This window comes from Allobosea sp. RIT-PG3_2 (assembly GCF_057321085.1).
The window spans coordinates 88,077-100,206 of sequence record NZ_JBXWCA010000012.1; the positions used below are offsets into that span (position 1 = coordinate 88,077).

At 67.6% G+C, this 12,130-nt stretch carries 11 protein-coding genes; 4 read left to right on the top strand and 7 right to left on the bottom strand.

Features of this window, described 5'->3' with window-relative positions:
• Positions 1-98 precede the first annotated feature (98 nt).
• On the bottom strand, positions 99-863 hold the full coding sequence (locus AC2FAN_RS25290) for a sulfite exporter TauE/SafE family protein (RefSeq protein ID WP_265049948.1): 765 nt from the start codon (positions 861-863) through the stop codon (positions 99-101).
• 175 nt (positions 864-1,038) lie between these two features.
• On the opposite strand from AC2FAN_RS25290, the gene AC2FAN_RS25295 reads away from it, so the two are divergent.
• On the top strand, positions 1,039-2,973 hold the full coding sequence (locus AC2FAN_RS25295) for a propionyl-CoA synthetase (protein WP_485176806.1): 1,935 nt from the start codon (positions 1,039-1,041) through the stop codon (positions 2,971-2,973).
• A gap of 122 nt (positions 2,974-3,095) precedes the next feature.
• On the opposite strand, the gene AC2FAN_RS25300 is transcribed toward AC2FAN_RS25295, so the two are convergent.
• Together AC2FAN_RS25300 and AC2FAN_RS25305 are read right to left on the bottom strand one after the other, a co-directional pair.
• Complete coding sequence (locus AC2FAN_RS25300) at positions 3,096-3,824, bottom strand: DUF1013 domain-containing protein (protein WP_265049946.1); 729 nt, start codon at positions 3,822-3,824, stop codon at positions 3,096-3,098.
• A 383-nt stretch (positions 3,825-4,207) separates the two neighbouring features.
• Positions 4,208-5,206 (bottom strand): NAD(P)H-quinone oxidoreductase, encoded by a 999-nt coding sequence (locus AC2FAN_RS25305; RefSeq protein ID WP_485176807.1) that lies wholly within the window; start codon positions 5,204-5,206, stop codon positions 4,208-4,210.
• 94 nt (positions 5,207-5,300) lie between these two features.
• On the opposite strand from AC2FAN_RS25305, the gene AC2FAN_RS25310 reads away from it, so the two are divergent.
• Positions 5,301-5,501: a DUF1192 domain-containing protein gene (locus tag AC2FAN_RS25310; protein ID WP_265049944.1), complete on the top strand. Its 201-nt coding sequence runs from the start codon at positions 5,301-5,303 to the stop codon at positions 5,499-5,501.
• Between the two features lie 372 nt (positions 5,502-5,873).
• Positions 5,874-6,404, top strand: a complete 531-nt coding sequence (gene rcdA / locus AC2FAN_RS25315; protein ID WP_485176808.1) for a protease adaptor protein RcdA — start codon at positions 5,874-5,876, stop codon at positions 6,402-6,404.
• A gap of 306 nt (positions 6,405-6,710) precedes the next feature.
• Here the strand turns inward: rcdA and rpmE are convergent, their stop codons facing one another.
• Complete coding sequence (gene rpmE / locus AC2FAN_RS25320) at positions 6,711-6,947, bottom strand: 50S ribosomal protein L31 (protein WP_265049942.1); 237 nt, start codon at positions 6,945-6,947, stop codon at positions 6,711-6,713.
• A 241-nt stretch (positions 6,948-7,188) separates the two neighbouring features.
• Between rpmE and AC2FAN_RS25325 the strand changes: the two genes are divergently transcribed.
• A complete protein-coding gene (locus AC2FAN_RS25325) occupies positions 7,189-8,994 on the top strand; it encodes an ABC transporter transmembrane domain-containing protein (protein WP_485176809.1) in 1,806 nt (601 codons plus the stop codon).
• 193 nt (positions 8,995-9,187) lie between these two features.
• Here AC2FAN_RS25325 and AC2FAN_RS25330 read toward each other — a convergent pair whose 3' ends face one another.
• The 3 genes from AC2FAN_RS25330 to AC2FAN_RS25340 form a co-directional block, all read right to left on the bottom strand.
• On the bottom strand, positions 9,188-10,204 hold the full coding sequence (locus tag AC2FAN_RS25330; RefSeq protein WP_485176811.1) for a peptidoglycan -binding protein: 1,017 nt from the start codon (positions 10,202-10,204) through the stop codon (positions 9,188-9,190).
• Positions 10,205-10,233: 29 nt separating this feature from the next.
• Positions 10,234-11,244 (bottom strand): flagellar motor protein MotA, encoded by a 1,011-nt coding sequence (locus AC2FAN_RS25335; RefSeq protein WP_485176812.1) that lies wholly within the window; start codon positions 11,242-11,244, stop codon positions 10,234-10,236.
• Between the two features lie 87 nt (positions 11,245-11,331).
• A complete protein-coding gene (locus tag AC2FAN_RS25340; protein ID WP_485176813.1) occupies positions 11,332-12,120 on the bottom strand; it encodes an inositol monophosphatase family protein in 789 nt (262 codons plus the stop codon).
• Positions 12,121-12,130 lie beyond the last annotated feature (10 nt).

A 12,130-nucleotide genomic window follows, 5' to 3' on the forward strand; every position in this document is an offset into this window, starting at 1 on the left:
GCAAAACCTTCCACGCAGGCGCGGACAGCCTTAGCGGCTGGTGCGCCTCCGCGTAATCCATCCCTTTTTCCGATGCGGCGCAATCGCGCGGCTGCGCCTCAGCCGAGCAGATGCAGGCCGCGCACGCCGTCGAAGACGAGCTTCGCGCCGACGAGCAGCAGCAGCCAGTAGATGATCCCGTAGAAGCGCTCGGCCGGCACACGCCGGACCAGCCAGACGCCGGCGAAGGTCGCGGCCACGGCGAACGGCAGCAGGGCGGCAGACGCCATGAGGTTTTGGCTGCTGAACTGGCCGAGCGCGAGATAGGGGATGATCTTCACCAGATTCATCGCGGCGAAGAAGATCGCGCCGGTGCCGACGAAGATCGCGGGCGGCAGGCGCTGCGGCATCACGTAGATCTGGAAGGGCGGTCCGCCGGCATGGGCGACCATGCTGGTGAAGCCGCAGAGAAAGCCCCAGAGGCTGCCCGGCCCCCAGCTGGCGCGCTGGACCGCGGGCGGCCTCTTGCCGTCGCCCAGCATGCGGCGCAGCGCGAAGCCGATCGAAATCAGCCCGACGGCGAGGACGACGGCCGCATCCGAGACCTTCGCCGCCAACAGGTAGCCGGCGAGCACGCCCAGCAGCGCGCCGGGCGCCAGCGTCGCCAGGTTGCGCCGGTCGAATTCGCGCCGGTACGACCAGACTGAGACGACATCCTGCGCGATCAGCAGCGGCAGCATGATCGCCGCCGCCGTCACCGGCGAGACGACCAGGGCCATCAGTGGCAGGGAGAGCAGGCCGATCCCGGAGAATCCACCCTTCGCCAATCCCGTCAGGATGACGGCCGGCACCATGGCGGCGAAGAAGACGAGGTCGAAGGGCATGGAGCGACGCCGGGGCGCAGGGCCGAGAGATGCGGAACGGGATGGGCGAAAGTCGTAAGCACACGAAGCTTGCGCTGGCCAAGGGGAGTGCGCAGTCTTCCGCGCAAATCGGCCCCGCCAACGCCGGCTCGCTGCGGGGCTTTAGGATGAAATCCGGCGCAGAGGAACGCTTCCGATGAATGGCTCCCATGCGGCGCCCGCCCGGCCCGCCGAAGGCTATTACGAAACCTATGCCCGCTGGCGGGCCGATCCGGACGCGTATTGGCTTGATATCGCCGAGGGCATCGACTGGATCAAGCCGCCCGCCAGGGCTTTCGATGCGGCTGCGGGCATCTATGGCCGCTGGTTCCCGGATGCGACCTGCAACACCTGCTTCAACGCGCTCGACCGCCACGTCCGCGACGGGCGCGGCGAGCAGGTCGCGCTGATCCATGACAGCCCGGTCACAGGGACGAAGGCGAGCTACACCTACGCCCAGATGCTCGACGAGGTCGCGACGCTCGCGGCCGTGCTGCAGGATCTCGGTGTCGGCAAGGGCGACCGCGTCATCATCTACATGCCGATGGTGCCGGAAGCCGCCTTCGCCATGCTGGCCTGCGCGCGCATCGGCGCGGTGCATTCGGTGGTGTTCGGCGGCTTCGCCGCCAAGGAGCTGGCCACGCGCATCGACGATGCCGAGCCCAAGGTGATCCTGACCGCGACCTGCGGTGTCGAGCCGACGCGCGTGGTCGAATACAAGCCGCTGCTCGACGGCGCGATCGCGATGGCCACGCACAAGCCCGAGACCTGCGTCGTGCTGCAGCGGCCGCAGGCGGACGCCTCGATGCATGCCACGCGCGACAGGAACTGGCGCACGCTGGTCGCAGCCGCCAAGGCGGCAGGGCGCAGGGCCGACTGCGTCGAGGTCGCCGCCACCGACCCGCTCTACATCCTCTACACCTCCGGCACGACCGGCCGTCCGAAGGGCGTGGTGCGCGACAATGGCGGGCACATGGTCGTGCTCAAGGCGACGATGGACCAGCTTTTCGATGTCGGGCCGGGCGAAGTGATGTTCTGCGCCTCCGATGTCGGTTGGGTCGTCGGCCACGGCTACATCGTCTATGCGCCGCTGATCCAGGGGGCGACGAGCGTGCTCTACGAGGGCAAGCCGGTCGGCACGCCCGATCCCGGCGCCTTCTGGCGGGTGATCGCCGAGCATGGCGTCAAGGTGCTGTTCACGGCGCCGACCGCCTTCCGCGCCATCCGCAAGGAGGACCCGGAGGGCAGGCATCTCGCCGGGCACGACCTGTCGCGCTTCAGGGCGCTGTTCCTGGCCGGCGAGCGGGCCGATCCCGAGACGCTGAAATGGGCCGAGGCACTGTTGAAGGTGCCGGTGATCGACCATTGGTGGCAGACGGAGAGCGGCTCTCCGATCGTCGGCGATCCCATGGGGCTCGGCCTGCTGCCGATCAAGCACGGCTCGCCGACCGTGCCGCTGCCGGGCTGGGACGTGCAGTGCCTCGATGAGGGCGGGCGGCAGGTCGAAGCGAGCAAGATGGGCGCGATCGTGCTCAAGCTGCCGTTGCCGCCCGGTGCGCTGCCGACGCTCTGGAACGACGACGAGCGCTTCAGGGAGGCTTATCTCACGACCTATCCGGGTTACTACAATACCTCGGATGCCGGCTTCATCGACGCGGACGGCTATGTCTTCATCATGGGCCGCACCGACGACATCATCAATGTCGCCGGCCATCGCCTCTCGACCGGCGGGATGGAGGAGGTGCTGGCGGCGCATCCGGCGGTGGCGGAATGCGCGGTCGTCGGCATCCGCGACGCGCTCAAGGGCGAGCAGCCCTGCGGCTTCGTCGTGCTCAAGGCAGGCGCGACCGAGACGCCCGAGCAGGTCGAGCGCGAGCTTGTCGCACTGGTGCGCGAGCGGATTGGTCCGGTCGCGGCGTTCAAGCTGGCGCTGACGGTCAACCGGCTGCCGAAGACGCGCTCCGGCAAAATCCTGCGGGCGACGATGAAGAAGATCGCGGATGGCGAGGATTATGCCGTGCCGGCGACGATCGAGGACCCCGCGGTGCTGGGCGAGATCGGTACGGCGCTGAAGGGCAGGGGGATCGGGTAAATCCCGATCCTGACGTCATTCTCGGGCGAAGCGACGCTTCGACCCGAGAATCTCAGGACAAGAGAGCACTGATTTCCGAGATGCTCGGGTCAAGCCCGAACATGACGGCTGGCTAGAAAGCTTCAGCCCTCGTCGTCCTCATCGGCCGGGCGCTTGAGCTGCTTCAGCTTGGCGAAGACGGAATCGACGTCGATCGCGGCCTCCTCCTCGCGCTTCGGCCGGCTCATGTCGGCGAAGGGCTGGCTCTCGGAAGGCTTGGGCTCGCGAGCGGTCGTCTCCTCGGCCGGGAGCAGGGTCGAGCCGGCTTCCACCAGCGCGGCGGGGCGATCCTTGGCGGCGCGGCCGACCTCGAAATCCAGGTCGATCTGCGAGCACAGGCCGAGGCTGACAGGGTCGATCGGGGTGAGCTGCTGGGCGTTCCAGTGCGTGCGGTCGCGGATCTGCGCGATCGTCGACTTGGTCGTGCCGATCAGGCGGATGATCTGGGCATCCTTGAGCTCGGGATGGTTGCGCAACAGCCAGAGGATCGCGTTCGGGCGATCCTGGCGCTTCGAGACCGGGGTGTAGCGCGGGCCCTTGGTCCGCTTGATCTCCGGCACCTTCACCTTGCGTTCGGCGAGACGCAGATGATGGCTCGGGTTCTTGGCGGCGCGCTCCAGCTCCTCGCGGGTGAGCTGGCCGGAGGTGATGGGGTCGAGGCCCTTGATGCCGGCCGCAACTTCGCCATCGGCGATGCCGCGCACCTCGAGCGGGTGCAGTTTGCAGAACTCGGCGATCTGCTCGAAGGTCAGCGAGGTGTTCTCGACCAGCCAGACCGCGGTGGCCTTGGGCATCAGCGGGGTTTGTGACACGGTTGCGTCTCCTGAAATGCCTTCGCGCCGTCAGCTCGCTTGGCTGGGGCTCGTCAAGGCAAGGTCGCGGACAAAAGCTCTCATGCGCCGACCGGCCTCCCCGGCCGGCCATCCAAATCATCGACGATGAGCAGGATGGCGCGCCTTATAGGCGAGGGCGGGGCAGGTGTCCATGGAAAGCGTGCGCTGTAGTAGCAGAGGCTGCTGGCAGTTGGCGCAACCGAATCGTCATTCCGGGGCAGGCCGAAGGCCTGAGCCCGGAACCTAGAAACGATGCGCTTTCCATGACGGGGCGGACCTCGTTGCAAGGCTCGCCAGAAGGACATTGGTTCTGGGTTCCGGGCTCTTCGCTGCGCAAAGCCCCGGAATGACGGCGAGGGGAGTCACACCGTCAGCACGATCTTGCCGATATGGGCGCTGGATTCCATCAGCCGGTGCGCCTGCGCGGCCTCTGCGAGCGGGAAGGTCGCGTTGATCAGGGGCTTGCAGCGCCCGGCTTCCAGCAGCGGCCAGACCTTCTCCTGCAACTCGGCTGCGATGGCCGCCTTCTCGGCGATGGTGCGGGGGCGCAGCGTCGAGCCTGTATGGGTCAGGCGCTTCAGCATCAGCCGGCTGAAATTGACTGTGGCCTTCGGGCCGTTGAGGAAGGCGATCTGGACGATGCGGCCCTGATCGGCGGCGGCTTCGTAGTTGCGGTCGATATAGTCGCCGCCGACCATGTCGAGGATGAGGTCGACGCCGCGTCCCTCGGTCGCCGCCTTCACCGCCACGACGAAATCTTCCGTGCGGTAGTTGATGGCATGGTCGGCGCCGAGCTCGCGGCAGGCCCGGCATTTGTCCTCGGAACCGGCGGTCGCCAGCACGGTCGCGCCGAAGGCCTTGGCGAGCTGGATCGCCGTGGTGCCGATCCCTGACGAGCCGCCATGGACCAGAAAGCTCTCGCCGGCCTGCAGCCGCCCGCGCTGGAAGACGTTGGTCCAGACGGTGAAGAAGGTCTCGGGGATTGCGCCGGCCTCGATCAGCGAGAGGCCGTCGGGTACGGGCAGCGCGTTGCTCTCGTGGACCACGGCATATTGTGCATAGCCGCCCCCGGCGACGAGGCCGCAGACCTGCTGGCCGATCGCGAAGCGCTCCGTTCCTTCTCCGCGCGCGACGACGGTGCCGGCGATTTCGAGGCCGGGGATATCGGAGGCGCCGGGCGGCGGGCTGTAGCCGCCCTGGCGCTGCAGGACATCGGGGCGGTTCACGCCGGCTGCGGCGAGGGCGACGAGGATCTGGCCCGGGCCGGGCTTCGGCACAGGACGGCTCTCCGGCCGCAGGACTTCCGGTCCGCCGGGCTGCGCGATGCCGATCGCCGTCATCGTCTCGGGTAGGGGCTTCATGGCCTGTCGTCCTTCGTCATGGTGCGGCGCAGCGTGACTGCGGCCGTGAGTTGGCTAGCCTGCCGCGCGCAGTTTGAGCAGATGCGAGGCCGCCATGTCGATATTCCCGGAGGATGATCGCCCCAAGCCGAAGAGCGTGCATGAGATCGGGCAGGATCTGTCGATGCTCTCGCTCGCCGAGATCGATGAGCGCATCTCGGTGCTGAAGGCCGAGATCGAACGCCTGGCCGAGGCGCGCGCGAAAAAGGATGCGTCGCGCTCCGCGGCGGACGCGTTTTTCCGAAAGCTGGCCTGAAAAAGGGTCAAAAAGGCACGCCCGTTAAGGGTGCGTTAAAGATTCCAAAGTATGAATCGCATCATCCAGTTTGTCTGGATGTCGAGTGGCTCCTGCCCACTCTGTTTGACGCCTCCCTGTTGACCTTCGAGCCGCCTTTGGCGGCTCTTTTTTTGTCTTTGGCGTCTCTCGCGCACCGTGCCCATAAGCGCGTTTATTCCCGTGTCCGGGCGAGCTGACGGTCGTATCTCGCCAGAGCTGTTTAGCCGCGTTAACCTTAACGACATCTTACCGGCGTCGGGAAACGTGATCGGCGCTATCCTTGCGACATCGGCGGCATGATCCGTGACGCGTTTCAAAGGCGCACGGGCTTGTGCCGATGGGAGACACCGCATGAACGATGCCCAGCTGCTCGATCCGCAGACGAAAGAGGGCGCCCTTTCCTTCGCGCGTCGCTTCGTGCGATCCGACGCCTTCATGCTGCTGTTCCGCGAGGGCATGGGGCTGGTGGAGCAGACGGCCGCCTATCTCGACGGGGACGGCCGCAAGGAAGCGGCGGCGCTGCCGCGCGAGGTCGCGCTGACCTACGCTACCGAGAGCATGCGCCTGACCACCCGGCTGATGCAGATCGCCTCCTGGCTCCTGGTGCAACGTGCCGTGGCCGAGGGCGAACTGACGGCCGAGCAGGCCAGGACAGAGCACAACAAGGTCAAGATCGGTGATCCGATGATCGCGCCGGCCGAACATATCGTCGCGCAACTGCCGGAACGCCTGCGCGATCTGATGGCGCATTCGCAGCGGCTGCAGGCGCGCCTGCGCCATCTCGAAAGCCAGATGTCGGGAGCCGAGACCCGCAGCGAAGCTCGCAACCCCGTCCAGGACCAGCTGGCGAGCCTTCAGGCCCGGCTCGGCCTGACGCATTGAGGATCATCGGGCGTCGCTGACCGGCTTTCGTCGCAGGACACCGCCTTCATTCCGGGGCAGGCGCGGAGCGCTTGAGCCGGGAAATCAGAACCGGTGCCGTTCGAATGCGGGCTCGACGCTCGCGCCTCCTGCGTGAAACGCACCGGTTCTGGGTTCCCGGCTCGCCCCTGCGGGCCGCCCCGGAATGACGGCGCAGTTCCGCTCGATCGAACTGATGCCTGCGCGTTCAGGATTTCCAACAAAAAACCCGGCCGCGAGGCCGGGTTTTTTGTTTCAGGTCAACGACGGCGCCAGAGCGCCGCAGCATCACTTCTTGCCGATCGTGCCCAGGCCGGCGAAGCGCGTGTTGAAGCGCGACACACGCCCGCCACGGTCCAGCATATGCTGGGTGCCGCCGGTCCAGGCCGGGTGGGTCTTGGGGTCGATGTCAAGGTTGAGGGTGTCCCCTTCCTTGCCGTAGGTCGAACGGGTGGCATATTCGGTGCCATCGGTCATGACGACCTTGATGTTGTGATAGTCGGGGTGGATGCCGGACTTGGCCATGACGAAATCCTCGAAGCTTACAAAAACGGGCGCATCGACAAGCAGGCGGGCCTGCCCGGCCCGTCGAAAAGAATTCGGATGAGCCTGTCGTGAAGTCGCGTGCACATATCGCAGCCGGGACCACAGCGCAAGCTTAACCGGCATTCGAGGCGGCCCCTGCGGCGTTGAGTCGTTTGCCAAGGGCGCCGCTATCGGCTTCACGAAGCGAGATTGATATTGGTTGAAAGAGCGTGCGTGGCGCATGCGAGAGACGAAGGAGGTCCGGCGCGTGGCCGAGGCTGACAAGAACGACAAGAAAGCGCGGCCCGACTTCCGCTCTCTGGCGACCTTCTGGCCCTATGCGCAGGCGCAGAAGGGGCGGATCGCCCTGGCGCTGGTTGCGCTCGTCATCGCGTCGCTGGCGACGCTGGTGCTGCCCATGGCGGTCCGGCGCGTCATCGATGTCGGTTTCACCGGGGGCGAACAGCAACTCGCCAACAGCTATTTCATCCTGCTGATCGGCGTCGTCGCCGTATTGGCGCTGGCGAGCTCGGCGCGCTTCTACCTCGTCATGACGGTGGGCGAGCGCATCGTCGCCTCCCTGCGCGCCGACGTCTTCCGGCACCTCACGCGGCTGGAGCCGGCCTTCTTCGATTCGAGCCGGGCGGGCGACCTCGTCTCGCGGCTCACCGCCGACACCACGCAGATCAAGTCGACCTTCGCCTCGACGGCCTCGATCGCGTTGCGCAACGCCATCATGGCGTTGGGCGCGCTCGGGCTGATGGTGGCGACGAGCCCGCGGCTCTCGGCCATCGTCATCGGCGTCATCCCGCTGATCGTCATCCCGCTCGTGCTGTCCGGGCGCACGGTGCGCAGGCGGGCGCGGGCGGCGCAGGACCGGCTGGCCGACGCCTCGGCCTTCGCCGCCGAGGCGGTCGGTGCGATCCGCACGATGCAATCCTTCGGCGCTGCCAGCCAGACCTCGGCGCGGTTCGAGGCGGCTTCGGACGGGGCCTATTCGGCTTCGCGCCAGGCGACGGCATCGCGCGCGCTGCTTTCGGGCGTCGCGATCTTCCTGGTCAGCGCGAGCGTCGTCTGCGTGCTCTGGACCGGGGCGACCGAGGTCTTCGAGGGGCGGATGACCGGCGGGCGGCTCTCGCAGTTCATTCTCTATGCGGTGCTGGCGGCGAGCTCGCTCGGCCAGCTCTCCGAGGTCTATGGCGATATCAGCGCGGCTGCCGGCGCCTCGAGCCGGCTCGGCGAGATCCTGGCGATGAAGCCGGCCATCGCCGCGCCGCCGCATCCCAAGCCTATGCCGCATCCCTCGCTCGGCGAACTCGCCTTCGAGAACGTCTCCTTCAGCTATCCCGGGCGCGTCGGCCCGGCGCTGTCGAACCTGAATTTCTCGATCAGGCCGGGCGAGCGCGTGGCGCTGGTCGGGCCATCGGGCGCGGGCAAGAGCACCGTGCTGCAATTGGCTCTGCGCTTCTACGATCCGCAGAATGGGCGCGTGGTCGTCGACGGCGTCGCCGGACCGGAGGCCGATCCCGAGGCCTGGCGCGAGCGCTTCGCGCTGGTGCCGCAGGAGCCGACCGTGTTCGGCGTCTCGGTGCGCGACAACATCGCCTATGGCCAGCCCGGCGCCTCGCTGGCGGAGGTCGAGGCGGCGGCGCGGCTTGCGGCCGCGGACGAGTTCATCCGCGCCTTGCCCGAGGGCTATGACACGGTGGTCGGCGAGCGTGGCGTTACCTTGTCGGGCGGGCAGCGCCAACGCCTCGCCATCGCCCGCGCAATCCTGAAGGACGCGCCGATCCTGCTGCTCGACGAGGCCACGAGCGCGCTCGATTCCGAAAGCGAGCGCGTGGTGCAGGACGCGCTCGACAGGCTGATGCAGGGGCGCACGACGCTGGTGGTAGCGCATCGCCTCGCGACCATCCTCTCGGCCGACCGCATCCTGGTCCTGGAAGACGGCCGCGTCGTCGAGGAGGGCAGCCATGCCGAGCTGAAGGCACGCGGTGGGCTTTATGCGCGTCTCGCGGCGCTGCAGTTCGGGCTCGAGGCGGCGTAAGAGGCGCGCGGGAACCTCTCCGTCATTCCGGGGGGCGCGTAGCGAAGAACCCGGAACCCAGAACCGAGGCGGTTCGACGGGAAAGTGCGGGTAGCGCTCGTCTATCGCAATATCGGGCATCGGTTCTGGGTTCCGGGCTCATGCCTACGGCATGCCCCAGAATGACGATGAGGTTCCAGAAGACGCAGAACGCTCAGCGCTCCGTGATCTTGAACTCGATGCGGCGGTTGCGGCGGTGGGCCTCGTCGCTGTTGGCGACGTCGAGCGGCTGGTATTCGCCGAAGCCGGTCGCGGCGACGCGGTCGGTCGGGAGGCCGCGCGAGATCAGGTACTCGACGACCGCGATGGCGCGCGCCGAGGAGAGATACCAGTTCGAGGGAAACTGTGCCGATCTGATCGGGCGATTGTCGGTATGGCCGTCGACGCGCAGGATCCAGGGCAGGTCCGGCGGCATTTCGTTGCCGAGATCGAGCAGGATGGTGGCGAGCTTGTCGAGCTCGCCCTTGCCCTCGGGCTTCAGCACGGCCTGGCCGGCATCGAAGAAGACCTCGGACTGGAAGACGAAGCGGTCACCGACGACGCGAATGTCCGGCCGCGTGCCGAGCACCTGCCGCAGCCGGCCGAAGAAGTCCGAACGATAGCGCGCCAGCTCCTGGACGCGCTGGGCGAGCGCGACGTTGAGCCGCGAGCCGAGCTCGGAGATGCGGGCCTGCGATTCCTTGTCCTTGGCTTCCGAGGCGCCTAGCGCCTCCTCCAGCGCGGCGAGCTGGCGGCGCATGGCCATGATCTGCTGGTTGACGAGATCGACGCTGGCCTGGGCGCGGGCGGAGAGCTGCTTCTCGGTCTCCAGCGCCTTCTGCGCGTCGGCGAGCTGAGCCGGGGCGTTGCCGTTCTGGGTATCGATCAGACCCTGCAGGCGGCCGCGCTCGCCCAGCGACTGGGTCAAGGTCGATTGCATGAGCTGCAGGCTCTCCTGGGCCTGCCGGTTGGAAGAACGTTCCAGCGCGAGCAGGTCCGTCAGCTCGGAGATCTGCCGGTTGAGCCGCTCCAGCGCCGTGTCCTTGCCGGTGAGCTCCTGCGAGAGGAAGAACTGGCCAAGCACGAAGACGGTGAGCAGGAAGACGATGCCGATCAGCATCGTCGACAGTGCATCGACGAAGCCGGGCCAGAAGTTTGTTTCCTCGCGGCGATGGGCGCGGGAGAGGGCCATCCTTCAGAGTCCTGCGCTGGAGAGGCTGATCATGGCTCAGCGATCTGGTCGGCAGTAAGGCGCTCGATCAGGCGCTTCAGGTCCTTCTCGCGCGAAGCCTGCGCCTCGACCCAGTCACGGATCATCTGCTGCTCGGCCCGCATGTGCTGGACAAGGCCCTGGATGCCTTCGGCGAGATTGGCGAGCGCCTGTGTGGCGGCCCGGTTGTTGGACGCCCCGTCCGCCATCGCCGCGCTCAGCTTCTCGAAGCGATCGGCCAGCGGATCGCCCGCCCCAAGCAACGGGGCGATGGTGCCGGGAATGGCGGTGCGTGTGCCCAGCCAGCTTTCGATCTCGTTGCGGAAACGGCGCTGCGCCTGCGCGACCTGGAGATCGAGGAAGCCCAGGATCAGCGAGCCGGCGATGCCGAAGAGCGAGGACGAAAAGGACAGGCCCATGCCCGCGAGCGGGGCGGAGAGGCCGGCCTTCAGCTCGTCGAAGAGCACGCCGGCCTCGGCCCCGGTGCGCAGGGATTTGATGACGCCGCCGACCGAGCCGACCGTGTCGAGCAGGCCCCAGAAGGTGCCGAGCAGGCCGAGGAAGACGAGCAGGCCCCCGAGATAGCGCAGCACCTCGCGCCCGTCGTCGAGCCTGACCGCTATCGATTCGAGCGCGGAGACGGCCTGGGCCGGGGCGAGCGAGCCGTTGTCCAGCGCCGGCAGGACCGGGCCGAGCGGCGCGATGACCTGTCCGCGCCGCACTTCCGCCGAGGCGGGGGCGGCGGCGAGGCGGGTCGCGGCCCGGGCCTCGCTGTGGATGCGCCAGAGTTCGCGCAGCGCGATCAGCACGCCGACGAGGAGCGCGCCGAGGATGAGGCCGTTCAGCCCCGGATTGGTCATGAAGGCCTGGACCAGCCCGCCCTGCAGGATGAAGCCGAGAAAGCCGATCAGGGCCAGGAACAGAACCGCGCGGACGACGTAGCGAAGCGGCCTTGAGAAACGGGTTTCCGCCCGCGTTGGTGCGGCCGCCACCGGCTCGGCCGCGAAATCCTCATTCGCCATGCGTCGTCTTCCGTTCGCCTCGGAGTGCGGGAGGACTGTCGCCTCCCGCGTCTCCGGGATCAAGCACGAAAGAGCGGGGAAGGTTCCTCAGCCCGCGGTCTTCAGCGCGGCGCGCAACGCCTGCTCGCCGGCCTCGTTGCCGCAGAGGATGTCCTTCGCGCTGGTGACCTGCTTGCCGTCGAGCGTGCCGAAGGTGCCGCCCGCCTCGCGGATCAGCACGGCGCCCGCCGCGAAATCCCAGGTGTTGAGGCCACGCTCCCAATAGGCGTCCATGCGGCCGGCGGCGACATAGGCGATGTCGAGCGCGGCGGAGCCCATGCGGCGGACATTGGCGAAGCGCGGCATCACGGCGGCGAGTTCACGCAGGAACTGGCCATGGCCGCCCTTGCCGATATGCGGGATGCCGGTGCCGATCAGCATGTCCGCCGGCTCGCTGCGGCCGGACACGCGCAGGCGGCGGTTGTTGACGAAGGCACCCTTGCCCTTCTCGGCCACGAACATCTCGTCCTTGGCGGCGTCGTAGATCACGCCGGCGATGAACTGGTTGTCGCGCTCCAGGGCGACAGAGATGTTCCAGTGCGGGATGCCGCGCAGGAAGTTGTGGGTGCCGTCGAGCGGGTCGATGTGCCAGCGATTGCTCTCGTCCGTGCCGTGGACGACGCCGCTCTCCTCCATCACGAAGCCGTAGCCGGGGCGGGCCTTCTCCAGCGCCTCGCGCAGGATCTGCTCGGCCTTGTGGTCGGCCTTGGAGACGAAGTCTCCGGGGCCCTTGGCCAGAACCTGCAGGTTCTCGACCTCGCCGAAGTCGCGCTTGAGCGAGCGGGACGCCTTGATCACGGCGTCGGTCATCACGGTCATCAGGGGGGAACGGATCATCTGGAACCTC